The organism is Streptomyces sp. CB02400, from assembly GCF_001905725.1.
Classification (GTDB): Bacteria; Actinomycetota; Actinomycetes; order Streptomycetales; family Streptomycetaceae; genus Streptomyces; species Streptomyces atrovirens.
This window is the reverse complement of the sequence record NZ_LIWB01000008.1, coordinates 74,491-97,614: the sequence shown is the minus strand read 5'-3', so window position 1 is coordinate 97,614 and position 23,124 is coordinate 74,491. Positions and strand designations below refer to the sequence as shown.

Genomic DNA, 23,124 nt, shown 5'->3' with positions numbered 1-23,124 from the left:
GTGCCCTCGGGGGGAGGGAAGGAACCCGCAACAATGCCCGCACCCGTACCGCGGCAGAGAGCGATCCCGGCCGCGGAAGGTGGTCAGGCGCCGACCGCCGCACCGAACGGCGGCTCCGCCCAGGACTCCTCGGAGACCAGGGCGACGGCCCCGCGCGCGGCGGCCCCGTCCGAGCACACCGCGGACCGGCCCGGCACCGCGCCGGACCGGGCCGAGACGGCCGCCCACACCAACCTCACCCTGCTGCTGATCGAGGACGACCCCGGCGGGTCGCCGATCGTGCCGGAGCTGCTCGACCAGTCCGGCAAGCCGATCCGCGTCCGCACCGCCCGCAACCTCACCGAGGCCGAGCGGCTGCTGACCCACGACGTCCACTGCATCCTGCTGGACCTCGCGCTGCCCGCGCCCGGCCGGGCGGGCGACGGTGACGACGAGCTCGCCGTGCTCAAGCACGTCCTGGAGCTCGCGCCCCGGCACGCCGTCCTCGCGCTCACCGGCGCCGACGACACCGAGCGCGGCGCCGAGGCCGTACGGGTGGGCGCCCAGGACTACCTCGTCCGCGACGAGCTGGACGGCCGGCTGCTGAGCCGGGCGATCCGGTACGCGGTGGAGCGCAAGCGGTCCGACTCCGCCGAGCGGCGGCTCGCCGAGGGCCGCGTGCGCGCCCAGGAGAACCGCCGGCTGGAACGCGGCCTGCTGCCCACCCCGCTGCTGGACGGCTCCCCGCTGCGGTTCGCCGCCCGCTACCGCCCCGGCCGCTCCCGCGCCCTGCTCGGCGGGGACTTCTACGACGTCGTCCGCACCCCGGACGGCACCGTGCACGCCATGATCGGCGACGTCTGCGGGCACGGCCCGGACGAGGCCGCGCTCGGGGTGGAGCTGCGCATCGCCTGGCGCGCGCTGACCCTGGCGGGACTGTGCGGGGACCAGCTGCTGGGCACACTCCAGCAGGTGCTGGAGCACGAGCGGTCGGACGACGAGATCTTCGCGACCCTGTGCGCGGTGGACATCGCCCCGGACGGCCGCCGGGCGGGCCTGTGCCTGGCCGGCCACCCGTCACCGCTGCTCGCCCGCCCCGGGCACCCCGCGCGCCTGCTGCCGTACGACAACAACGGCCCGGCGCTCGGCCTGCTGCCGGGCGCCCGCTGGCCGCGGATGCAGGTGGAGCTGGGCGCCGAGTGGAGCCTGATGCTCTACACCGACGGCCTGATCGAGGGCAAGGTCGGCGACACCGGGGAGCGGCTCGGCCAGGACGGCATGGTGGAGATGATCCGCCGCCAGCTCTCCGAGGGGCTGCGCGGGGAGGAACTGCTGCGGACCGCCGTCAACGAGGTCCGGGACCTCAACGGGGGCGAGCTGACGGACGACGTGGCGGTGCTGCTGCTGGACCGGGCGGTGTGAGCGGAAGCTCGCCGTCCGGTGTGTGCCGTACGCCGGGTGCCGGTCCGTCGTGGCCGGCCGCGCCCACGCGGCGGCAGCCGCACGTCGCTACGGTCCCGCGTCCCTCTCAGGGGCACGGGACCCGCCTTCGGATCAGCGACCGCCGTTGTACGGCCCGTAGGGACCGTCGCTGCTGGAGCCTCTGCGGGAGCGCCCGCCGCCGGACAGGCCGCGGAGGGCGGGGCGGACGTCGACCATGTACACGATGGTCGCGATCAGCCCGATGATCGGCAGGAACGACAGGATGTTGAAGATCAGGTTCACCACGAAGGCGAGAGCGAGGATGATCAGCCAGAACGGCTTGGTCTTCTTGTCGGCCGCGCGGTAGGCGTCCTCACGGCGCGTGGCGGCGTCGATCAGCGCGAAGCCGCTGAACACGATCAGGGCCATGCTCAGCAGCCACATGAACCCCGCGAAGCCCTGCATCAGCACAACGTCCACCACCAGACTCGGCTCGTCCTCTACGCCGTCACCGTACCCGCAACCACCGGCCGGCTACCCGGACAACGGGCCGGGCACCGTGAGAGTGCCCGGCCCGTCCGGTTCCGTCCCGCCTACTTCGCGGGCGGAGTCGTCTTCTTCGCCGTGGTCTTGCGCGCCGGGGCCTTCTTGGCGGCGGCGGGCTTCTTCACCGCGGCGGACTCGGCGGCGGGCGTGTCGTCCTTGACCTCGACCGGCTCCGGCCGGGGCGCGGGCTTCGGCTCGGCCGCCGCCGGCTCGACGGCGACGGCGATGTCCTCGATGCCCTCGGCGGCGTCGCCGCGCCAGGTCCTCACGGCCTGCTCGCCGTGCTCGGCTACCTTCTCGTAGGCCTCCCGGGCCTTGACGGCGTACTCGGCGGCGATGCCGACCCCGCGCAGCGCGAGGTCCTGGGCGTTCTCGCCGAGCTTCTTCAGGTCGGTGTCGAGCGAGCCGAAGAGCTCGCCGACCTTGCTCTGGAGGTTCTCCTGCGTCTCCCGGACCCGGACGGTCGCCCGCTCCTGGACGGCCTTGGGGTCGGTGTTGCGCACGGCCTCGATACGGGCCGGGGCCTCGGTGCGCAACTGCTCCACCAGGGCCGGCACCTTCTTGGCCTGCTGCAACGCGAGGTCGGCGGTGCCGGCGGCGAAGTAGAGCGGGGTCGGGTCGCTGAAGGTCTTGCGCAGGTCGTCGGTGATGGCCATGGTGATGGTCCTCCCGGATTCGTTTTCGGCTGAGGGTTCTGTGTGGTCCGCGGCGGGCGGCCGGTGCCCTGGTCCGGCTCAGCCGGCCGTCCGCCGCGGACCCTTGTCACTGCCGCCGCCCGCACGGGGACGGCGCTCGGCGGTCGTGCCGCCGTCGGCCGTACGGCTCCGGCGTATCGCGGTGTCGTCGTCCGGAGCGTCCACCGCGCGGGCACGCGTGTCGACGGCCTCGGACACCCCGGCCGGCTCCGCCGCCCCGGGATCCTCCGTCGCCTCACCGTCCTCGGCGCCGCCAAACCCGTTCTCCTTGCGGAACGACTCGTAGATCTGGAGCAGCACCTGCTTCTGACGCTCGGTCAGCGTGGGATCGGCGAGGACGGCGGCCCGCGTCTCGACCTCGGACCGGTCCCGCTCGGCGTCGAGGATTCCGGCCCGGACGTACAGCGTCTCGGCGGAGATCCGCAGTGCCTTGGCGACCTGCTGCAGCACCTCCGCGCTCGGCTTGCGCAGCCCGCGCTCGATCTGGCTGAGATACGGATTGGACACCCCGGCGGCGTCGGCGAGCTGCCGCAGCGACAACTGCGCACTGCGCCGCTGCTCGCGCAGGTACTCACCGAGATTGCCGACGTTGAGCGATGCCATACCCCCACCGTGCCCCACCTCGCTAACTATTGCAAGCACCTGCTTGCAATAGTGCGCCACGGCACAGACGGACCCTGAAAAACACCGAAGCCGTACCGGACGGGGCACTAGCGTGGGGCCCGTGATCGTATGGATCAACGGCACCCACGGCGCCGGCAAGACGACGACCGGCGCGCTCGTGCAGCGGCTGCTCCCGGACTCACGGGTGTTCGACGCCGAGAAGGTCGGCGAGACGCTCATGGACATCACGCCGGGGCTGCCCTGGACGGGCAACTTCCAGCACTGGCCGCCGTGGCGGCCGCTCGTGGTCGAGACCGCCCGCCACGTACTCGACTACACCGGCGGCACCCTGGTGATGCCCATGACCGTCCTGGTCGAGGAGTACTGGCGCGAGATCAGCGCGGGCCTCGACCGGCACGGCATTCCGGTACGGCACTTCGTCCTCCACGCCGACCGGGAGACCCTCCGCGGGCGCATCGCGGGGGACACGGTCCTCGGCCCGGACTCCCCGTTCCGTCTCAGCCATCTGGAGCCCTACGCCGAGGCGGCCCGCACCTGGCTGCACCGCGAGGCCGAGGTCATCGACACCACGCACCTCACCCCCGCCGAGGCGGCCCTGCGGATCGCGGAGGCCGTCAAGGGCTGAGCCGCCCGTTGTCAGTGCCATCGGCGAGGATCCCGGACATGACTGCGACCGCCGCCGACGCACGGAACCTCCTGGACGACGTCCGCACCAGCGCCGCCTGGATCGCCCGCGCGCTCAACAGCTCCGGGTACCGGGCGGACTTCACGCCCACGAGCCTGCGGGACGTCGAGCGCTTCATGGCCGAGCACAGCGACCGCGGGATCGCGGTGGCCGGGGGCCTCCTCGCGACGGACCTGGGGGCGCGTCTGTTCGCCCTCGGCGCCTACCTGGGTGAGACGGTCCGGCGCAGTGCCGGCGGGGCCTGGGAGACCGACGCCGAGGACCCGCACAGCGAGGTGGACCTCACGCTCCGCCTCCCCGACGACTCCGTCATCTGGCCCGTCCAGCGTGTGATCAAACGCTTCCAGCACGGCCACGAGGACAGCATCGTCGGCTACGCGATGGGCCTCGGGATGCAACCGTCCGCGCCGCCCCGGCGGCGTCACGGTCACGACGCCGCCGGACCGGTGCGGACGGCCGCGCCGAGGCCGGGGAAGACCGGTCAGGAATCGAGAAGCCTCCGGAGGCGGAGGGCTCCTAGCGTGAAGGGCATGACGTTCATCGACAGTGTGACGCTCGACGTGGCCGACACCGCGGCCGCACGCCGGTTCCAGTCCGCCGCCTTCGGACTGGACTCGCAGATAGGGCTACGGGCCTCGGAGGCGGCCACGAGCGGGTTCCGCGGGTTCACGCTGGGGCTCACGGTGTCCCGGCCGGCCGACGTGGACAGCCTCATCGGCACCGCCGTGGAGGCCGGCGCCGTACCGCTGAAGCCGGCCGCGAAGTCGCTCTGGGGGTACGGCGGTGTCGTACAGGCCCCGGACGGGACGATCTGGAAGGTCGCGACCTCGGCGAAGAAGGACCGCGGCCCCGCGACCCGGCGGATCGACGAGATCGTGCTGCTGCTCGGCGTCGCGGACGTGGCCGCGAGCAAGCGGTTCTACGTCGAGCGGGGCCTCACCGTGGCGAAGAGCTTCGGCCGTACGTACGTCGAGTTCGCCGGCGGGGAGTCGAGTCCCGTCAAGCTGGCGCTGTACCGGCGCCGCGCCCTCGCCAAGGACCTCGGCGTCTCCGCGGAGGGGAGCGGATCGCACCGGCTGGTGATCGGCGGCGGTGCGGGTGCCTTCACGGACCCGGACGGGTTCGCCTGGGAGGCCGCGTCGCCGGCCGTCATGACACCGTGACGGAGGCTCCGCCGCGCGAGACCCGAGAACGACGCCGGCCTCCGGCGGCACCCTCGGGCACCCCGTACGGCGTCCGTCCGGTCCCGCTCCCGTTCCTCGGGGACGGGACAGCGTGCCCCGGTCACCGGCCGCGACCGGCCGGCGGACGACCGGGGGGGGCGGCACAGCCGAGCCGGTGGGCACCGCCGCACTCGGCGACGGCACGGGCGACGCGTCCGCGGCGAGGACCGGGTCCGGCCCGCGCCGGCTCGACGAGTCCTGCCGGTACTTCCTCGTCCGGCCGAGGCGTGTCCAGGCCTGGCGCGAGGCGGACGAAATGCGTGAGCGCGTCCTCGTACGCAACGGCAGACTGACCCGCATGACCCCACCCGACACCGCCAAGACCGACCTCCGCTTCTATCTCCGGTCGGCCCGCGACGCTCTGCTCTGGAAACTCGAGGGCCTCCCCGAGTACGACGTCCGCCGCCCGCTGACGCCGACCGGCACCAACCTCCTGGGCCTGGTGAAACACGCGGCCGGGGTGGAACTGGGCTACCTCGGCGACACCTTCGGCCGGCCGTCCGGTGAGCCGCTGCCCTGGCTCGCGGACGGGGCGGAACCGAACGCGGACATGTGGGCGACCGCCGAGGAGTCGCGCGAGGACGTGGTCGGCCTGTACCGCCGGGCGTGGGCGCACGCGGACGCGACGATCGAGGCGCTGCCGCTGGACACGGCCGGCAGGGTGCCGTGGTGGCCGGACGGCAGGAACGAGTTGACGCTGCACCACGCCGTGGTCCGGGTGATCGCCGACACCCACCGGCACGCCGGCCACGCCGACATCCTCCGCGAACTCATGGACGGCGCCGTGGGGATGAACGAGTCCAACACCAGCCTGCCGTCGGACGACCCGGCCTGGTGGGAGGCCTACCGGAACCGTCTGGAACGCGCGGCCCGGGAGGCATGACCGGCCGGCCCCGGTGCTTCACCGCACCGCGCGGGCCCACTCGCCGAGCACGGGAACGCACCGCTCGGCGAAGTACTCGTAGTCCTCGGCGGTGTTGTAGACGTGCGCGGACAGCCGCAGGTAGCCGACTCCGCCGAAGCTGGTGAACGCCGCCTCGACGCCCAGCTCCGCGGGGGCCCGGTCGCGCAGCGCGTCGGCGGCGACGCGGCTGTCGGCGAGCCCGTCGGGCAGCCGCACCAGCCGCATGCCGGGCACGGGCATGCCGACGTCGACGGAGGCGTCCGCGCCGGTCAGCTCGGCGAGCGCGGCACCCACGACCCGCGCGCCGTACCCGGCCAGCTCGTCCATGTACCGGCGGGCGGCGGGCCAGCCCCAGGTACGGTCGACGAAGTCGAGGGCGGCCGGGGCGGCCAGGTGGTTGGTGGCGTCGACCGTGCCCTGCTGGTCGAAGCGGTCGGGGTACGGATCGGCGGCGCCCCACGAGTCGATCAGCGGATACAGCCCGTCCCGCAGCGGACCGCGCGCCACCAGGACCGCGGTGCCGCGCGGGGCGCACCCCCACTTGTGCAGGTTGCCCGTCCAGAAGTCGCAGGTCAGCCCTTCGAGCGGGGCGGCGATCAGGCCGGGCGCGTGCGCGCCGTCCACGAGCAGCGGGACCCCGCGCCGCCGCGCCTCCACGCCGATCCGCTCCACCGGCAGCCGGCGGGCGGTGGCCGAGGTGATCTGGTCGACGACGACGAGCCCGGTGTCCTCGCCCACCTCGGCCATGACCGCCTCGTACGCCTGGTCCGCACCGGCGTCCAGCGGCACCCTGGCCGTGCGCACCCGGCCGCCCCAGCGGCGTGCCAGCCGTTCGGCGCCCATCGTCACGGCGCCGTAGCCGTGGTCGGTGACGACGATCTCCCCGCCGCCCCGGCGCTCCAGGTTGGCGTACACGACACTCGCGCCGGCGCTCGCGTTCGGCACCAGGGCGAGGTCGCCGGGGTCCGCGCCGAGGAAGGCGGCGAGTTCGACGCGGGCCGCCGCGAGCCGCCGCGGCAGCTCGGGGAACCACACCACCGGCGCGCTCTCCATCAGCGCACGCAACTCCCGTTGCCGCTCCTGGGCGACCAGCGGTACGGCGCCGAAGGAACCGTGGTTGAGATGGCGCAGGGCGGGATCCAGCGACCAGGCCCGCGCCGCCGGCCGGCCGTCGTCCAGCGACAGGGGCCGGGGCGCGGTGCCGACCTCGGTCTCGGTCTCGCTCACAGGACTCCCCTCCGCGAAGAACATCGGATCCTAACTCGGCCACACGATCGCCACGGGGCGTCCTGACGACGGCATACGCACTTTTTTGTGCGTACTTGGCAGCGTGGCGGCGTGCGGCGAACCTGGATGCGGGGCGCCGGACAGGAGATGCGGGGCGCCGGACAGGAAGGGAGCGGAAACGACCGGCGGTCAGGAGGCCGGGGCCTCGGGCAGCATCTCCAGCCGGCGGTGGCCCCAGTCGGACAGCGGCGCCAGCGCCTCGGCGAATTCGCGGCCGAACGCGGTCAGGGAGTAGACCGTCTTCGGCGGCAGTACGTCGTGCACCTCCCGGTGCACCAGCCCGTCCGCCTCCATCTCACGCAGCGCCTGGGTCAGCACCTTCTCGGTGAGACCCGGCACCTTCCGGCGCAGTGCGGCCGGCCGGTGCGGTCCGGACTCCAGCAGCCACAGCAGCGTGGTCTTCCACTTGCCCTCGATCACGGCGATCGCGGCGGTCACCCCGCAGACGTCCGGATCGTGGCGCCGGTGCACCATGCCGTGCCCCCTTCTTCAGTAATTGCGATAAATATTAAGGGAGTTCACCCATGTCTGAGCACACCGTCCAGCCCTCCGTCACCGTCCTCGGGCTCGGCCCGATGGGCCGCGCGCTGGCCGGCGCCTTCCTGGACGCGGGGGTGCGCACCACCGTCTGGAACCGCACGCCCGGCCGGGACGCCGAGTTGACCGGCCGGGGCGCGGTCACGGCACCCTCGCCCGAGGAGGCGGTCGCCGCCTCCCCGCTGACCGTCGTCTGCGTGGTGAACTACGACGCCTCGGACGCCGTACTGCGCCAGGACGCCGTCACCGCCGCCCTCAAGGGCCGTACGGTGGTGAACCTGAGCGCCGACACCCCCGACCGTGCCCGGGACACGGACGAGTGGGCCGGCCGGCACGGCATCCGCTACCTGGACGGCGCGATCATGACCCCGACGCCGACCATCGGCACGGACGACGCGGTCTTCCTCCACAGCGGCCCCGAGGAGCTGTACCGGGAGCACCGGCCCGTCCTGGCGGCGCTCGGCGGCAGCCACACCCACCTCGGGGAGGAGATCGGCCGGGCGGCGGCGTACGACGTCGCGCTGCTCGACGTCTTCTGGACGGCGATGGCCGGCTACACGCACGCCATCGCCGTGGCCCGCGCGGAGGGCGTCACCGCGACGGAACTCGCTCCCTTCGCCCAGGGGATCGCCGCGATCCTGCCCCCGCTGTTCACCGAGTTCGCGGCCGACATCGACGCCGGCACGTACTCCGGCGACCTGAACCCGATCACCTCGGCCGCCTCGACCATGGCCCACATCGTGCACGCCTCCGAGGCCCACGGCATCGACGCGAGCGTGATGCGCGTGATCGAGGGCCAGGCCCGCCGGGTCATCGCGCGGGGGCACGGCGGGGACGGCTTCAGCCGGGTCACCGAGGTGATCGCCCGCCGCTGACGGAGGGCTAGAAGGGCAACTCCCGCGCTTGTACCACCTCCAGCCGGGACACCGCCCGTGTCAGCACCACGTACAGCCGGTGCAGCCCCCGCTCCTCCGCCTCCGCGATCGCCGCGGGCTCGACGGCCACCACATGGTCGTACTCCAGGCCCTTGACGACGCTCGCCGGCACCACGGCCACGCGTGCGCCCAGCGCCTCCGGACCCGACGCCTCCACCCCTGCCCCGGCCAGCGCCCGTCGCAGCCGGGGCACGTCCGCGTCCGCCGCCACGACGCCGACGGATCCGTCCCGCTCCAGCGCGTCCCGTACGGCGGCCACGACCGCGTCCGGCACCTCACCCGGCGTGGCGGCCCGCCGGATGCGCAACTCGCCGTCGCCGCGCAGGGAGCGGGCCGCCGGGACGTCGACGTCGAGGCGTTGCAGGAGCCGGTTGGCGAGCGTGACCACCGCCCGCGGCACCCGGAAGCCGGTGGTCAGCGGGATCACGGCCGCATCCGGCTTCCCCAGGTGCCGCAGCACCGCCGGCCATGAGCGGGCCGCCCAGGGGGTCGTCCCCTGCGCGAGGTCGCCCAGCACGGTGAGCGAGCCGAAGGCGGCCCGGCGGGCGATGGCCCGGCACTCCATCGGGGAGAGGTCCTGGGCCTCGTCGACCACGACATGCCCGTACCCCTCGGGGTGCTCGACCAGCCCGGCGGCCTCGTCGAGCAGCACCAGGTCCGCGGCCGACCAGCGCGCCGACTTCCACGACCGCGGCGGCCCCGTCCACAGCAGCGCCTTCCGCTCCCCGGCGTCCAGCACCCCCTCGGCTGCGACGGCCAGCGCCTCAGGATCGCCCAGCAGCCCGGCCACCACCTCCTCCGCCCGCGCACGCGGCCACACGGTGTCGACGTACGCCGACACCGGCCGCGACCGCTCGATCCGGCGCACCCAGGCGGTGCCGCGCGGACCGCTGCGCCACTCGGCCCGCTCCCGCACGGCCCGTACGATCCGGGCCCGCACCCGCTCCCGTCCGACGCCGTACGGCGGTTCCTCGGCCCGTACGTCCGTCACGATCCGCGTCAGCTCCTCCGGTCCGAGGCGCCAGCGGTACGAACCGTCGGGCACGGCAAGGGAGTCGGTCCGGTCGGTACGCACCCGCGCGTACAGGGCCCGGCGGAGCACCTCGGCCATCCGGGCGTCGTGCTTGACGACGACGGCGTGCTCGTCGTCGGTGCCGGTGACCGGGTGCCGGGCGATCTCCTCGGCGAGGGTCGACTGCCGTACGCCGGTCTCGCCGAGGGCGGGCAGGACCTCGGAGATGTAGGAGAGGAAGGTGCGGTTGGGGCCGAGGACGAGCAGTCCGCCGCGCCGGATGCGCTGCGGGTGGGTGTAGAGCAGGTAGGCCGCCCGGTGCAGGCCGACGGCGGTCTTGCCGGTGCCGGGGGCGCCCTGCACGCACACGGTCAGGCCCAGGTCCCCGCGGACGAGGTCGTCCTGCTCGGGCTGGATGGTGGCCGCGATGTCCCGCATGGGGCCGACGCGGGGCCGCTCGATCTCCCGGGCGACGATGCCGCTGACCCGTTCCTCCCCCTGCTCCAGGTGTTCGTCCTCCAGACCGGTCAGGTCGGCGGAGTCGCCCCGGCTGCCGGGCGCCCAGCCGAACCGCCGGCGTACGGCGACGCCCTGCGGGTCGCGGGCGGTGGCCTGGTAGAAGGCGCGGGATACGGGCGCCCGCCAGTCGACGACGAGGGGCGGTGCGGCGGGGTGCTCGGTGATCCGCAGCCGTCCGACGTGGTAGCTCTGCCCCGGGTGGCCGGTGTCGGCCCGCGCGAAGTCCAGCCGCCCGAAGAACAGCGGACCCGGGGGCAGTTCCCGCAGTTCCTTGGCGTGGCTGCGCAACCGGTACCCGAGGACCTCGGCGTCGGCTCCGGAGGCGGAGACGTCCTCGCCGGTGACGACCCGCTCGTCGGCGCCGTCGGCCATGGCGGCGAGGGCGGTGCGACAGCGGTCGTGGTGCGTGCGTTCCTGGTCGAGAGCGGGCTCGGGTGGTGTCATTCCACCGAGCGTACCGAATAAAGCAACCGAGTTACATTTTTTACTCGGCATCTTTCGCTCGGCCCTGCAATCGCGGCAGCGTCTCCTCCAGCACCCCGAACGCCCGCCCGGCCGCCGCCACCGCGTCGTCCCGTACGTCGTCGACCCGCTCCCCCGCCGCGATGCGCCGCCAGTTCTCCTGCGCGAGGATCCGCCGTACGGCGATGATCTGCCCCGCCGCCAGCCGCGCGTCGAGCCCGCCGCCGAGCGCCCCGGCCAGTGCCTCCTCGGACCGCTCCAGATGCCCGTACAGCCGCGCGACCAGCGCCGGTGTGCCGTACAGCAGCGCGTGGAAGGCCAGTACCTCGGGATCGTCGTTGAGTCCGGTGACCGGATCGCACCGCCGGAGCCCGTCCAGGAAGTGCCGCCGCAGCGCCTCGACCGGCGTCGGCCCCTCCGCGGCCACCCGGGCGGCCTCGCCCTCGTGGTCGGCGATCCGGTACAGGACGAGGTCCTCCTTCGCCGGGAAGTACCGGAAGAGCGTCGGCTTGGAGATCTCGGCCGCGGCCGCCACCTCGGCGACGGACACGGCGTCGAAACCGCGCTCCAGGAAGAGCCGGATGGCGGTGTCCGACACGGTCCGGTACGTCCGCCGCTTCTTGCGCTCCCGCAGGCCGATCTCACTCATGCGGCGAGCCTACGCACACGCTCCAGGGCGGCGGGCCGCTCGGCCGCGCCGGCCCGCATGACGACGCGCACCCGGGTCAGCCCGGGAAGACGTCCCCGGCCTCCCCTCGCCAGCGTACGAGGGCGTCCGCGATACGGTCCGGGGCCGGCACGGAGGTGAGGCCCAGCGGGCCGGCGGCCTCGGTCAGGACGCGGCGCAGCTTCCTTCCCGCGCCTTCCGGCCGGCGCCGGTCGGCACCCTGTCCGGGGCCCAGTGCCAGGGCCGCGCGGATGACGTCGGTGAACACGGACTGTGCCTTCTTGAAGTCCATCAGCAGCCCCAGATCGCGCTGCCAGCCCTCCGAGCTGCCGGGGCGAACGTCTTCGACGGTGCTCACCCAGTGCCGGGTGAGCCTGCGAGCCTGCCACTCCGGATAGCGCATGAGATACAGGTGGGTGGCCAGGTCGTAGAGCGGGTCGCCGACCATCGCGAGCTCCCAGTCGATGGTCCAGAGCCGTTGCCCGGAGTCGACGATGAAGTTCTCGCGGTGGAGATCGGCGTGGAGGAGGCAGAAGGGCCGTTCCGTCAGGCCCGACACGTGCTCTCTGAGGTTCTTGAAGGTGTCACCGTCCACCCCGACCTCCTCGAAGAGTGCCGCGAACTCGTCAAGGTTCGACAGGTAGACGCTTTCCTCCATGAAGGAGACGAGTCGATCGAGGAATCCATTGGTGTCACCGTCCCGGGGACGGTCCATGGCTTCACAGCGTCGCTTGACGACGAGTGTCTCCGGCCTCACCTCGGCAAGCTCGCGGAAGAGACCGACGACCTGCTGGAGCAGCGGGCCGGGAATCGGAAGACCGGGCTTCCTCAACGAGCCCAGCGTCCGTCCCTCGATGAACCGTTGCAGGCGCAAGCCGCCGAACTCCGCGATTTCCGGGATGCTCGTGATCCGACCGTTCAGCGTGTTCAGAAGCTGTTCTTCCGAGTCGAAACACCGCCGGTCGAACCAGAGAAGACCGGCGCGCGGCTCCCGGCACTTCCATCGAGTCGTCGAGAGCACCCCCGCCCCGTCGCCCAGGGGAAACACGTAGGTCTCGTGGTGGTAGCCCTGGAGCGGTCCCTCGACCGCACCCGGATTCCCGCACGCCTCGATCGCGTGCTGCCGGGCAAGGGAAGGTGTTTCGGGTGACATGGGCCCGTTTCTCGCGTGCTGGACCCTTCCGCGGGTTACAGAAGTGGCAGTACGTTACCCTCGCCACCGCCGTGCTTCCCGCCGGACTCGTCCGTCCACCGCACCTGCTCCGTCGAAGGCACCCTGCCGCGCGAATGGACGACGCCGCGACCTGGGGTGCTGGCCGCAGCGCCTGCCGTGGTCCACACTTGACCGGGCGAGTGGGAGAGGGCCATGGGCAACGCGCTTGGCGAACCAGCAGTCCTGCAGGACGTCCTCCGTGACACACGTGCCGTGCTGCTCGACTTCGACGGACCCGTCACCAGACTGTTCGGCGGTGTGTCCACCGCACCTGTCGCACAGGAGATCAAAGCAGTCGTACAAGCGGCATGGGGCACGCTGGACCCCGATGTCGCGGAGTGCGAGGACTCTCACGGCATCCTCCACAAGATCCGCGACATGTACGACCGGCCTGCGCCGACCCCCCGGAGCCGCGTGGTGCTCGAGCAGGCGGAAGCCATCGTGACGCGTTACGAGTACGAGGCTGCCGTCTCGGCCAAGCCCGCCGAGTACTTCGAGGAGCTCGTCACCGCGTTGCGAGCCCTCGATCTGCCCCTGGCGATCGTCAGCAACAATGCCGAGGGGCCGGTGCGCGGATGGCTCGAGTCCCACCGCCGACAGCAGGACTTCGCCTTCGTCGTCGGACGTGATCCACATGAGATCCGGCACATGAAGCCCCATCGCCATCTGGTGGACCGAGCCGTACAGAGGCTGGGGCTGAACCCCCGGGAGTACCTGCTCGTCGGCGACCAGATGACCGACCTCGAAGCCGCCCGTGCGGCGGGAGTGCGCTTCCTGGGATACACGTGGCACAAGGACCGTGCCGACCGGATGCGTCTGCACGGCGCCGCTTGGGTGCTCTCTTCACATCTGCCTCTCGTCAAGGCCGCCGAAGCTCTGAGAATGAGCAACTGACCTCATGGTGCTGCCGAGTTGGACGATGCATCATGGGATGCCTTGGAGATCGGCCGACATCGCCCGCCCTCAGGGGTGCGCGGCGAGCACAGGGGGTTGGGGTGTCTCCTCGCAGTCCGGGCGACGGCCCGTCCAGGCTCCAGCGTGCAGGGCGCTTCCTGAACGACTGGAAGCCCCGCTTCGTCAAGTGGTTGCTCGCCCTCGTGGTCGTTCTGGGGGTCACCGCGGAGATCGTCGAACCGGTCGGTGACGCCCTCAAGGGCCAGGGTTTCCTCGGCGGCTCATTCGCGGCGCTTATCGCCCTCGTCCTGTTCGACGCGGTCAGTGGCTCCGAGCCCCGGGAGGCCCCGGGAGTTTATGTCCTGCCCAGCCTGAACGATCTGCGTACACCGTTCCGGGAGGCCTTCGACGCGCGGCACATCCGCGTCGACTTCTCCGGGTTCACCATGCAGACGCTCGTCGGTCTCCTCCGTGAACCGCTGGAGCGGCTGGCCGACGAAGAAGTACGCACTCAGGAGATCACCCTGCGTATCATCGTCGCCCACCTGAACCTGCCGATGAGTCTGCCGGGAAGACTGGACCCGGCACCTGAGCATCCGGCTCGTCCCGCCGGGACGGTGAACTTCACGGACTCCGTCGAGAACCGCCGGCGCATGCGGGACGACTTCACCAAGCCCAACTGGCACGAACTGAAGAGCCTGCTGAACCGAGTGCACGAGAGAAACCCGCACATCACCATCTCGTGCGAAATCCGCGAGTCCCCGCAGATACCCGAGCGCAAGTTCTACATCCTCAACCAGGAGAAGCTCTTCTACGCGCCGTACGGCATCGTGGACACTCATGTCAGCTGGCACGACCACGACTACAGGATCCTCGACACCGCAGGGTTCGGCCTCCGGTACGGCACGGCACGCATCATCGGCTGGGACCGCCGCTCACCGACCCGCTCCACCCGTGAGATCGCCGAACACCACATGGAGTGGCATCGGAACCTGTGGGAGAAGCTGGAATACATCAAGCCCGAGAACCCTGTCATCCCGGATCCTCGGTGGGTGGCTCCCGCGGGCCCTGTTCGCTGATCCAGCGGTCACGCGGAGAGCAGGTCCCAGACCGAGTCGAACCACTGCCGCATGCTGTCCACGAAGACGGAACCGGGAGCGGCCGGGTCGTCCGTCTTCTCATGGTGGGTGAGGGTCGCCCCGAGGCCCAGGACGTCCAGGGCCGGGATCACCTCGTCCGGTGCCAGGCTCACGGTCCGCTCGATGACCTCGTACATGCCGTGCAGGGCTTCGACGTCGTTGAAGAGGTAGAGCTTGAAGGCGGGGATGAGCGGTGCGTGCCGGATCCGCACGTCGACGGAGGGCACCAGGTTCTCGGTCCGCAGGTCCCTGAGCGTCCCCAGCAGCGATCTGGTGCGCAACTCGGTGATCGTGCGCAGCCGGTCCCGCATGCGGGTGTCGCCCAGGTCGTCCTTGGCCCGGGGGTAGGGCAACGGCAGCGTCGAATCGGGCAGGAGCATGCGCAGCGCGATGCGCTGGGGGGCGATGGAACCGCCCCGGATGCGCTCCGCCTGGAGCCGGATGTGCGCGTCGAGGGACTCGGACGTCAGGGTGTAGACGTCCAGGGTGACTTCGGCCTGTTCGAAGGCCTCGCTGATGAACGGGGCCAGGGTCACCGCGCCGCGCAGCCTCGTGGCCTTGGCCGCCGAGGACTGTATGTGCTGGGTCTTGACCACCCGTGAGCCGCTGCCCTGCCGCGTCTCGATCCATCCCTCGTCCGCCAGCTCCCGCAGCGCCCGCTGCACGGTGTCGCGGGAGACTCCCAGCTCCTCGGCCAGATCACGCTGCGACGGCAGGAAGGACCGCAGCGGATACGCGCCCCCCGCCATCCGCCCGCGCAGTTCGTCCGCGACCCGCTCGAACTCCCTGCCACCGGCTTCGCCGGGTCGGTGTCCATCCACTCAGGGACGATCCCACAGGTCGGTCCTCAGTGCCGGACCAACCGGAGAACCGGTTCCAGCGAGTCCACGACCGTCGTGGCGCCCGCGTCGCGCAGGAGTTTGCCCTTGCGTTCGTTGCGCGCGTAGCCGAGGAAGGGGACGCCGGCCGCCTGCGCGGCGAGGAGGTCCGTCGGGGCGTCGCCGATCAGCAGGGCGGTCGCGGGGGCGGCGCCCATGGCGTTCAGGGCCCGGTTGACGCAGTGGGGGTCGGGTTTGAGGAGGCTCAGTTCCTGGGTGCGGCCGTATATGTGGGGGGCGAAGCAGGCACCGAGGCCGCGGGAGGCGAGGTACTCGCGCACCACGCGCGGGGAGTTGTTGGTGGTGACGGCCAGCCGGGAGCCCACCGCGGTCCAGGTGCGGATCAGCGGATCGGCGTACGGGGTGGGCATCGCCGAGACGGTGGCGCGCAGCTCCTCCTGGGTGAGCCGCTCCTCCAGTTCCGCGACCAGGTCGCTGCCGGGGTGCCGGCGGTCGACGGCGCGCAGGACGAAGTGCGGGTCCAGGGATTCGCGTTCGGCGTCCGTGAGCAGGCCGTGCAGTCCCCGGCTCTCCAGCCAGGACGCCAGGTCGTTCGCCACCCGTTCCGCCGAGTGGCCCGCGAACAGGCGGCAGACGGGACCGTCGAAGTCCCACAGCACCACCCGGGCGCCCTCGATCAGGTGCCGCAGTGCGTTCGGTTCGTCGTCGGTCCCGGTCCCGTTCCGCTTCTCGGCCGTCACCGCATCAGTCTGCTTCGTCTCAGAAGTCACTAGGAGAGTGTCAGGTCCGTCGTGATGGTTTCCCAGAGGGCGTCGAACCACTTCTGGGATTCCTCCACGAACGCCCGCTCCCGCTGCCCGTCCCGCTTGACGAAGGGGAAGAGGAGGGACTGGGAGCCCAGGGCGTCGTACATCTCCAGGGTGTGGCTCTCCCACTCCTCCTCGCGCCGGGTCAGCATGTAGTAGCCGATCAGCGCCTCCTCCCCGTTGAGCAGGTACAGCTTCACGGGCGGGGTGAAGGGCAGCGCCCGGAAGGAGACGTGCACGTCGACGCCGTGGGTGGCGCGCAGGGCGAGGAGGTTGTGCTGGAGCACGCGGGCCTGGGCGTTGCGCTGGGCCAGCCACCGCTCGTGGACCGGGTCGTCGTTGCCGTCCCGGCCCTCGACCGGGACGGGGAAGGCCAGGTTGATCCGCCGGGAGGGCAGCAGGATGCGGACGTCGACCGACTCGGGGCGGGTGCGGCCCTCGTGGATGTGCCGGACCGGTTCGCTCAGCGCCAGCATCAGGCTCTCGGCGGTCAGGCACACCGCGTCGATCCGTACGTGGGCCGTCGAGAACGCGTCCGTCAGGCGCGGCGCCAGTCCCACCATCGTCGGCTGGGGTTCCTCCAGGGCGGAGGCCGGTTCGGCGATCCGCGGCGGGCTGCCCTTGCCCTGGTTGGTGAGCAGGCCGTCCTCCCGGAGGGTGTGCAGGGCCTGGCGAACGGTGCCGCGCTCCACGCCGAACTCCTCGGCCAGCTCCGCCTGGGTGGGCAGGCGGTCGCCCGTCTTGAGCTCGCCGGACCGGATGCGTTCCCGCAGGATGTCGGCGATCTCCTGCGGCGAGACTCTGCTGCTGCCGTTCACTGCCACGTTCTCCTGGGTCACGACCAAACGCTACAACTTTGATCCATCTGAAGGGAGTTGTTTGAAAGTTGTTTGTGAGTAGGGGCCAAGTGGGGACAACTTATACAGAGTTGGTTGCCAACTTCCCCTAGTTGGCAGCTTTCTGGTTCCGCAGCCCCGGCCCGCACACCCGAAGGAGGAACACGCCATGCCCGTCCTCGCCCTCGTCTCCGCCGTCCTGGTCGTCACCGTCGAACAGCTCGTCCAGTGGAAGTACGGCGCGGCCGGCATCCTCGGCCTGCTGCTGCTCACCATAGGCATCAGGTCCAACCGGCCGGGCGTCAGCTCCGCCGGAGCGGTCCTGCTCGCGCTGCTGGTGGCGAGGCCCGCCCTGTGAGGAGCCGCCGTGAGAAGCCTCCGTGAGGAGCCGCCGTGAGGAGCCACCGCCGCACCCAAACCCGTGGGAGACGTCAGCCCGTGAGCACCAGCTCCGAACTGATCGTCTCCCACAGCGCGTTGAACCACAGGTGCGACTGCTCCACGAACGTGGTGTCCCTCAGCCCTGGCCCCTGCTCGAAGCCGAACAGCAGGGACCGGATGCCCTGCACGTCGTACATCTCCAGGTACTCCTGGTCGATCTGCGCCTTGCTGCGCGCCAGCGTGTAGTAGGCGAACAGCGCCTCCTCCCCGTTGAGCAGGTACAGCTTCACCGGCGGGGTGAACGGCAGCGCGCGGAAGGAGACCCGCACGTCGATGCCGTGGGTGGCGCGCAGCGCGAGCAGGTTGTGGCGCAGCACCTGCCCCTGGGCGTTGCGCTGCGCCAGCCACCGCTCGTGCACCGGGTCCTCGTCGCCGTCGCGTCCCTCGACCGGCACCGGGAAGGCGAGGTCGATGTCCCGGCCGGGCAGCAGCACCCGCAGGTCGACCTTGGCCGGTTTCAGCCGTCCGGAGTGAATCTGGCGCAGCGGCTCCCCGAGGGCCAGGGTGAGGGAGATCGAGGTCAGGCAGACGGCGTCGATCTCGACGTGCTCGGCCTCGAAGGCGGCGGCGATCCTGGGCGCGAGGCCCACGGTGGTGGGCAGCGGGGGCGCCGAGGGGCCGGTCAGCGCCCTGCCGGGGTCCGCGGCGACGGTCGCCGGGGCGCCCTTGGAGACGTTGGTGAGCAGTTGCTCGGACTGCAGGATGCGCAGTGCCTGGCGCACCGCGGGGCGCTCCACGCCGAACTCTGCGGCGAGCTGGGCCTGGGTGGGCATGCGCTGACCCGGCTGCAGCGCCCCGGACCTGATCCGCGCGCGCAGTTCGTCGGCCACCTCGCGGTGTGTTCTCTGTGGCCGCTGTGGCTTCTTCCGTCCATTGGCGGAGGCGTGTTCCGGGTCCACGACAGAACCCTACAACTTCCCGCCATCTTCGGGCAGTTCAGCGGAGGGTGGTTATAAGCCTCTTCCAAGTGGCTATAACTAAGAGCAAGTTGGCAACCAACTCCTACAACCTGGTCGGCGACCCCAAGGGTTGGCCGGCAGGGAAAGGGTCGGGAGCCACGGACAACAAGGGGGACCGCCATGCCGCTCATCGCCATCGTCCTCGCGGCCCTGGCCATCGGGTTCGAGCAACTCGTCCAGTGGAAGTACGGGCCGATGGGAATCATCGCCTTCGTCGCCCTCACCGTGGGCATCAAGGCACGCAACACCATGATCAGCGGCATCGGCGCGGTCATCCTCGTGATGCTGCTCGCCCAGTCCGGCTGACAGCACACCGCACGGACCGCCGGCCGGGCTCCCTTCCGGAGGGGAGCCGGGAGTCCCGCCGACGGGCACCACCCGCACAACAACCACAACCACAACTGAACAGCTCGCTACGGATGAGAACCCACCCGTCGTCGGCGGAAGGAGGCAGGCAGCAGGAGCGCGGGAGCGACAGCGCTCAGAACACGTCCGGGCACCACGGTCGCCTGGAAGTACGCAGCAGGGCGTCGGCCTGACGGGCGGCGCCCGCTCGTTCTTCCCGGACCCGGCCCAGCGCGGCGAGGCGCACCGCGGACTCGTCCCCCAGCCACAGCACGGACAGCTCGGCGACGTCCAGCGTCAGATCGGCGCTCTCACCGGTCGGCACACAGACCCCGGCCCCGTCCGCGGACGCCTCAAGCCGGTAGCGCCCCCCGGCCAGCCCGGCCCGGTCGGCCACCTCCAGCACCAGCGCCCCCGCGGCCCCGTACGTCCGCGCCTGAAGGGCCCGTACGACGTCCAGCATCCGCACCCACAGCCAGTCCGCCTGCGTGGTGACGGCGGCGGCACGCGGGTCCGGCAGGAAGTGCGGGAGCAGATCGTCGGGCGCCCGCCAGCCGCTCTTCACCTTCACCACCCAGTCGATGGAACACAGGTAGAGCCACAGCGCCCGTTCGGCCGCCGGGGTCACCCCGGTCAGCCACTTCACCCGTACCGTGTTCAACGGCTGCTTGGCGTCACCCCAGTTGTCGTCCGCCGTGTAGGCGACCATGCCCTCGACCTCGCCGCCGGCCGAGCGGTACACCGCGTAGTACGGCTCCTGGAAGGTCGGCCAGAAGCGCACCGCCCCCGTCGTCACCTGCCACCACAGCTCGTCCCGGCTGACGACACCCGGCTGTGTGCGGCGCAGCCGCTCATGCAGCTCGGGGCCCAGCTTGCGGACGTCCTCCGCGTCCACGAGGTCGACCCGGCCGCCGTCCTGAGGGCCCGCCCGGCGCGGGTCGAGACCGGCGCGCGGCACGTCGACCGTCCACTCGGTCGCCGTGGTGGCCGGCCCGAAGCCGTACCGCCCGTAGATCGGGTACTCGGCCGCGATCAGCGTGGCGACGACGTCCCCGCGCTCCTTCGCGGCGGCGAGGTCCCGCTCCATCATCCGGGTCAGCAGTCCGCGCCGCCGGTGGGTGGCGGTGACGGTGACGTTGGTGACGGCGTCGGCGGGCACGGTCGCCCCGCCGACCACCGTCAGCTCCTGCGCGAAGGACCGGAACGTCGCGACGCACCGCCCGCCGTCGAAGGCCCCCACCGACCGGCCGGGCGTGAACTGCGCCCGGCGCGCGTCGACGATCTCCTCGGACAGGGTGGGTTCCCGCAGGAACCCGGTGTTCATGGCCCGTTGCCAGTCGGTGAACTCGGACTCGGTGATCGGACGTATGTCGACGTCGGCGCGGGAGGTCATGGGCTCACGTTAGGTCGGCCGCGCGCCGGGTGTCGAAGAGGTTTTCCCCGGCCCGCTCACACGAGCAGGTCGTCCACCTGCGCCTCCCCGTCCCGGTACCGGCGCGCGATCTCCGCGCTGCACTCGTCGGCCGTACGCTGCAGCCGCTGCCGCCGCCGGGACACCTGCTGCTCGCAGAGCACGAGCCGTCCCATCGCGGTGTTCAGCTCCCCGTCCGTGCGGGCGTCCAGGTCGGACAGCTCCACCTCGGCGAGTGTCTCGGCCGCCAGCCGCCGGTACTCCTCGCCCTGCGGCGTCCCCAGTGTCACGTGCCGGGCGGAGGAACGGTGCCGGGCCGGGGTGTCCCGCAGGATCTCCCCCAGCCGCTCGACGACGGACACCTCGCCCGGCGCGACGACCGAGGGCGCCTCCTCCGGCAGGCGCCGGGCCAGCTCCGCCCGCAGGATGTCGATCCGCCCCTGCAGCAGCCGCCGTACGTAACTGAGGTCGGCCTCGTCACGCTGCGCGTCGCGCCGCACCGTCCGCAGCTCGGCCAGGCTGAGCACGATCAGATCGTGCACCGCCCGGTCCTCGGGCAGCACCGGGCTGTCCGTGCGCTGTGTGGGCGGCCGGCAGAACTCCCGTTCCCCGATTCCCGCTTGGGTCGACGAGACAGCCCCAAGCGGCTGTCCGATCCCTGGTGTGCTCATATGCCTCAACCGTCCCCTCGACCGGCATGTGCCAGCATCGTGCCACCCCAAGCGGCCACATTGTGAGCGAGTGCCCCCGATCCGCCCCAGATGGGCGTTAAGGAGTAAAAATAGCCCGGCCGGGGTCCCCCGTGGGCCGCCGTCGGCCGCCTGTTCGCCGACCGGCATGATGGTCGTATGCGAGCAGTGGTGCAGAGGGTCGACGGCGCGAGCGTGGTCGTGGACGGCGAGACGGTGGGGGCGATCGAGGGCGAAGGGCTGTGCGTCCTCGTCGGCGTCACCCACGAGGACACCAAGGAGAAGGCGGCGCAGCTCGCCCGCAAGCTCTGGTCGGTCCGGATGCTCCAGGACGAGAAGTCGTGCAGCGACCTCGGCGCACCGCTGCTGGTGATCAGCCAGTTCACCCTTTACGGCGACGCCCGCAAGGGCCGCCGCCCCACCTGGAACGCCGCGGCCCCCGGCGATGTCGCCGAGCCGCTGGTCGACGAGGTGGTCGCCCGGTTGCGCGCGCTGGGCGCGACGGTGGCGACGGGCCGCTTCGGCGCGAAGATGAGCGTGTCGCTGACCAACGACGGCCCGTTCACCGTCCTGCTGGAGATCTGAGCCGTACGGCTGGAGGTCCGAGTCGTACGGCTGAAGGTCCGAGTCGTACGGCTCAGGGCTCGACGACGGTCTCCTGCGCGGCGGCCGTGTCCCCCGCGAGCAGCCGCGCGTCCACCGGCACGTTCCGCTTCACCAGCGCCAGCGCGACCGGCCCCAGCTCGTAGTGGCGTACGGACGTGGTGACGAACCCGATCTTCCGCCCGTCGGAGCCGTCGTCCGCGACCCGGATCTCGGTCCCCGCCACCGGCAGGTGCACCTCGCTGCCGTCCAGGTGCAGGAAGACCAGCCGGCGCGGCGGCTTCCCCAGGTTCTGCACGCGGGCGACCGTCTCCTGCCCCCGGTAGCAGCCCTTCTGCAGGTGCACGGCGGTGCCGATCCAGCCCAGCTCGTGCGGGATGGTGCGGTGGTCGGTCTCGAAACCGAGCCGCGGCCGGTGCCGTTCGACCCGCAGCGCCTCGTGCGCGAGGATCCCGGCGGCCGGCCCCGCCTTCTCCGCGTACGACTCCAGATCGCCGCGCGGCAGGAACAGGTCCCGTCCGTACGGCGTCTCGCGGACGGCGGTCCCCTCGGGCACCTCCGCGATGGACCCGGCCGGCAGGTGCACCACCGCGATGTCGGCGGTGCGGTCGGCGACCTCGACCCGGTAGAAGAACTTCATCGACTCCAGGTACGCGATCAGCGCCTCCTGGGTGCCGGGCTCGACGTGCGCCCAGACCGTCTCCCCGTCGTCGACCAGGTAGAGCGCGTGCTCGATGTGGCCGTTGGCGGAAAGTATCAGCGCCTCGGTGGCCCGGTGCGGCGGCAGGTCGCTGACGTGCTGGGTGAGCAGCAGATGCAGCCAGGCCAGCCGTTCCGGCCCGGAGACGGTGACGACCCCGCGGTGGGACAGGTCGACGAAACCGGTGCCGTCGGCGAGGGCGCGCTGCTCGCGGAACAGGTCGCCGTAGTGGGCGGCCACGCCTTCGTCCACGCCCTCGGCGGGAACGGCGCCGGGCAGGGTCAGCAGGGGGCTCTTCATACGCCCTAGCCTACGACTCGGTGGTCGAGGCCTTCAGGGAGCAGTCCTCGCACCGCCCGAAGATCGCGAAGTGCTTCATGTCGGTGTCGAACCCGAACTGCTCGCGCAGCTTGGCGGTGAACTCGGCGGCCACCGAGAGATCGGCCTCGATCACGTTCGTGCAGTCCCGGCAGACCAGGTGGATGTGGTGGTGCCGGTCGGCGAGGTGATAGGTCGGCGCACCGTGCCCGAGGTGGGCGTGGCTGACCAGCCCCAGCTCCTCAAGGAGCTCCAGCGTGCGGTAGACGGTGGAAATGTTGACCCCCGACGCCGTCTTCCTCACTTCACCGAGGATGTCGTCGGGGGTCGCGTGTTCGAGGGTGTCCACGGCTTCGAGCACGAGCTGCCGCTGCGGGGTCAGCCGGTAGCCGCGCTGCCTGAGGTCGCTCTTCCAGTCGGTGCTCACCACACCC

The 23,124-nt window shown here is 71.7% G+C and carries 26 protein-coding genes; 10 read left to right on the top strand and 16 right to left on the bottom strand.

Features of this window, described 5'->3' with window-relative positions; translation table 11 throughout:
• Nucleotides 1-33: 33 nt before the first annotated feature.
• Nucleotides 34-1,401 (top strand): PP2C family protein-serine/threonine phosphatase, encoded by a 1,368-nt coding sequence (locus AMK33_RS20395; protein ID WP_073934321.1) that lies wholly within the window; start codon nucleotides 34-36, stop codon nucleotides 1,399-1,401.
• A 132-nt stretch (nucleotides 1,402-1,533) separates the two neighbouring features.
• On the opposite strand, the gene AMK33_RS20390 is transcribed toward AMK33_RS20395, so the two are convergent.
• The 3 genes from AMK33_RS20390 to AMK33_RS20380 form a co-directional block, all read right to left on the bottom strand.
• Nucleotides 1,534-1,866 (bottom strand): DUF2516 family protein, encoded by a 333-nt coding sequence (locus AMK33_RS20390; RefSeq protein WP_079194921.1) that lies wholly within the window; start codon nucleotides 1,864-1,866, stop codon nucleotides 1,534-1,536.
• Nucleotides 1,867-1,994: 128 nt separating this feature from the next.
• Nucleotides 1,995-2,603: a hypothetical protein gene (locus AMK33_RS20385; protein ID WP_073934320.1), complete on the bottom strand. Its 609-nt coding sequence runs from the start codon at nucleotides 2,601-2,603 to the stop codon at nucleotides 1,995-1,997.
• Nucleotides 2,604-2,681: 78 nt separating this feature from the next.
• A complete protein-coding gene (locus tag AMK33_RS20380; protein WP_073934318.1) occupies nucleotides 2,682-3,245 on the bottom strand; it encodes a helix-turn-helix domain-containing protein in 564 nt (187 codons plus the stop codon).
• Between the two features lie 121 nt (nucleotides 3,246-3,366).
• On the opposite strand from AMK33_RS20380, the gene AMK33_RS20375 reads away from it, so the two are divergent.
• From AMK33_RS20375 to AMK33_RS20365, 3 genes are all read left to right on the top strand, one after another.
• A complete protein-coding gene (locus AMK33_RS20375; RefSeq protein WP_073934542.1) occupies nucleotides 3,367-3,891 on the top strand; it encodes an ATP-binding protein in 525 nt (174 codons plus the stop codon).
• Between the two features lie 590 nt (nucleotides 3,892-4,481).
• On the top strand, nucleotides 4,482-5,114 hold the full coding sequence (locus AMK33_RS20370) for a glyoxalase (protein WP_073934541.1): 633 nt from the start codon (nucleotides 4,482-4,484) through the stop codon (nucleotides 5,112-5,114).
• 358 nt (nucleotides 5,115-5,472) lie between these two features.
• Nucleotides 5,473-6,057, top strand: a complete 585-nt coding sequence (locus AMK33_RS20365; RefSeq protein WP_073934540.1) for a DinB family protein — start codon at nucleotides 5,473-5,475, stop codon at nucleotides 6,055-6,057.
• Nucleotides 6,058-6,075: 18 nt separating this feature from the next.
• Here AMK33_RS20365 and AMK33_RS20360 read toward each other — a convergent pair whose 3' ends face one another.
• Nucleotides 6,076-7,305, bottom strand: a complete 1,230-nt coding sequence (locus AMK33_RS20360; RefSeq protein ID WP_235618148.1) for an aminotransferase class V-fold PLP-dependent enzyme — start codon at nucleotides 7,303-7,305, stop codon at nucleotides 6,076-6,078.
• A 189-nt stretch (nucleotides 7,306-7,494) separates the two neighbouring features.
• The gene (locus tag AMK33_RS20355; protein WP_073934315.1) at nucleotides 7,495-7,839 is read right to left on the bottom strand and encodes a winged helix-turn-helix transcriptional regulator; all 345 of its coding nucleotides are present in this window, start codon (nucleotides 7,837-7,839) and stop codon (nucleotides 7,495-7,497) included.
• A gap of 50 nt (nucleotides 7,840-7,889) precedes the next feature.
• Between AMK33_RS20355 and AMK33_RS20350 the strand changes: the two genes are divergently transcribed.
• Nucleotides 7,890-8,777: an NAD(P)-dependent oxidoreductase gene (locus tag AMK33_RS20350; protein WP_073934314.1), complete on the top strand. Its 888-nt coding sequence runs from the start codon at nucleotides 7,890-7,892 to the stop codon at nucleotides 8,775-8,777.
• A 7-nt stretch (nucleotides 8,778-8,784) separates the two neighbouring features.
• On the opposite strand, the gene AMK33_RS20345 is transcribed toward AMK33_RS20350, so the two are convergent.
• The 3 genes from AMK33_RS20345 to AMK33_RS20335 form a co-directional block, all read right to left on the bottom strand.
• Nucleotides 8,785-10,812, bottom strand: coding sequence for a HelD family protein (locus AMK33_RS20345; protein WP_073934313.1), 2,028 nt, complete (start codon nucleotides 10,810-10,812; stop codon nucleotides 8,785-8,787).
• 40 nt (nucleotides 10,813-10,852) lie between these two features.
• Entirely contained in the window at nucleotides 10,853-11,479 is a 627-nt protein-coding gene (locus AMK33_RS20340; protein WP_073934312.1) for a TetR family transcriptional regulator, read from the bottom strand.
• Nucleotides 11,480-11,555: 76 nt separating this feature from the next.
• On the bottom strand, nucleotides 11,556-12,650 hold the full coding sequence (locus AMK33_RS20335) for a phosphotransferase (protein WP_073934311.1): 1,095 nt from the start codon (nucleotides 12,648-12,650) through the stop codon (nucleotides 11,556-11,558).
• Between the two features lie 213 nt (nucleotides 12,651-12,863).
• Between AMK33_RS20335 and AMK33_RS20330 the strand changes: the two genes are divergently transcribed.
• Both AMK33_RS20330 and AMK33_RS20325 read left to right on the top strand, forming a co-directional pair.
• Nucleotides 12,864-13,604: an HAD family hydrolase gene (locus tag AMK33_RS20330; protein WP_073934310.1), complete on the top strand. Its 741-nt coding sequence runs from the start codon at nucleotides 12,864-12,866 to the stop codon at nucleotides 13,602-13,604.
• Nucleotides 13,605-13,705: 101 nt separating this feature from the next.
• A complete protein-coding gene (locus tag AMK33_RS20325; protein WP_143203846.1) occupies nucleotides 13,706-14,683 on the top strand; it encodes a hypothetical protein in 978 nt (325 codons plus the stop codon).
• An 8-nt stretch (nucleotides 14,684-14,691) separates the two neighbouring features.
• Here the strand turns inward: AMK33_RS20325 and AMK33_RS20320 are convergent, their stop codons facing one another.
• From AMK33_RS20320 to AMK33_RS20310, 3 genes are read right to left on the bottom strand one after another with little or no spacing between them, the layout of a single operon-like run.
• On the bottom strand, nucleotides 14,692-15,564 hold the full coding sequence (locus AMK33_RS20320) for a winged helix-turn-helix domain-containing protein (protein WP_073934306.1): 873 nt from the start codon (nucleotides 15,562-15,564) through the stop codon (nucleotides 14,692-14,694).
• Between the two features lie 26 nt (nucleotides 15,565-15,590).
• Entirely contained in the window at nucleotides 15,591-16,352 is a 762-nt protein-coding gene (locus AMK33_RS20315; protein ID WP_235618147.1) for an HAD family hydrolase, read from the bottom strand.
• Nucleotides 16,352-17,233, bottom strand: coding sequence for a GntR family transcriptional regulator (locus AMK33_RS20310; RefSeq protein ID WP_073934304.1), 882 nt, complete (start codon nucleotides 17,231-17,233; stop codon nucleotides 16,352-16,354). Before AMK33_RS20310 ends, AMK33_RS20315 begins: the two co-directional genes overlap by 1 nt.
• A gap of 160 nt (nucleotides 17,234-17,393) precedes the next feature.
• On the opposite strand from AMK33_RS20310, the gene AMK33_RS20305 reads away from it, so the two are divergent.
• Nucleotides 17,394-17,582 (top strand): hypothetical protein, encoded by a 189-nt coding sequence (locus AMK33_RS20305; RefSeq protein WP_073934303.1) that lies wholly within the window; start codon nucleotides 17,394-17,396, stop codon nucleotides 17,580-17,582.
• 73 nt (nucleotides 17,583-17,655) lie between these two features.
• Here AMK33_RS20305 and AMK33_RS20300 read toward each other — a convergent pair whose 3' ends face one another.
• Nucleotides 17,656-18,564, bottom strand: a complete 909-nt coding sequence (locus tag AMK33_RS20300; RefSeq protein WP_073934301.1) for a FadR/GntR family transcriptional regulator — start codon at nucleotides 18,562-18,564, stop codon at nucleotides 17,656-17,658.
• A gap of 180 nt (nucleotides 18,565-18,744) precedes the next feature.
• Between AMK33_RS20300 and AMK33_RS20295 the strand changes: the two genes are divergently transcribed.
• Entirely contained in the window at nucleotides 18,745-18,930 is a 186-nt protein-coding gene (locus tag AMK33_RS20295; RefSeq protein WP_073934300.1) for a hypothetical protein, read from the top strand.
• 175 nt (nucleotides 18,931-19,105) lie between these two features.
• Here the strand turns inward: AMK33_RS20295 and AMK33_RS20290 are convergent, their stop codons facing one another.
• On the bottom strand, nucleotides 19,106-20,362 hold the full coding sequence (locus tag AMK33_RS20290; RefSeq protein WP_073934299.1) for a GNAT family N-acetyltransferase: 1,257 nt from the start codon (nucleotides 20,360-20,362) through the stop codon (nucleotides 19,106-19,108).
• Nucleotides 20,363-20,418: 56 nt separating this feature from the next.
• A complete protein-coding gene (locus AMK33_RS20285) occupies nucleotides 20,419-21,051 on the bottom strand; it encodes an RsiG family protein (protein ID WP_073934298.1) in 633 nt (210 codons plus the stop codon).
• 177 nt (nucleotides 21,052-21,228) lie between these two features.
• Here AMK33_RS20285 and dtd point away from each other — a divergent pair, with 177 nt between their 5' ends.
• Nucleotides 21,229-21,654: a D-aminoacyl-tRNA deacylase gene (dtd, locus tag AMK33_RS20280; RefSeq protein WP_073934297.1), complete on the top strand. Its 426-nt coding sequence runs from the start codon at nucleotides 21,229-21,231 to the stop codon at nucleotides 21,652-21,654.
• 52 nt (nucleotides 21,655-21,706) lie between these two features.
• Here the strand turns inward: dtd and ygfZ are convergent, their stop codons facing one another.
• Together ygfZ and AMK33_RS20270 are read right to left on the bottom strand one after the other, a co-directional pair.
• Entirely contained in the window at nucleotides 21,707-22,672 is a 966-nt protein-coding gene (gene ygfZ, locus AMK33_RS20275) for a CAF17-like 4Fe-4S cluster assembly/insertion protein YgfZ (protein WP_073934296.1), read from the bottom strand.
• Between the two features lie 10 nt (nucleotides 22,673-22,682).
• Entirely contained in the window at nucleotides 22,683-23,120 is a 438-nt protein-coding gene (locus AMK33_RS20270; RefSeq protein ID WP_073934295.1) for a Fur family transcriptional regulator, read from the bottom strand.
• Nucleotides 23,121-23,124: the final 4 nt, after the last annotated feature.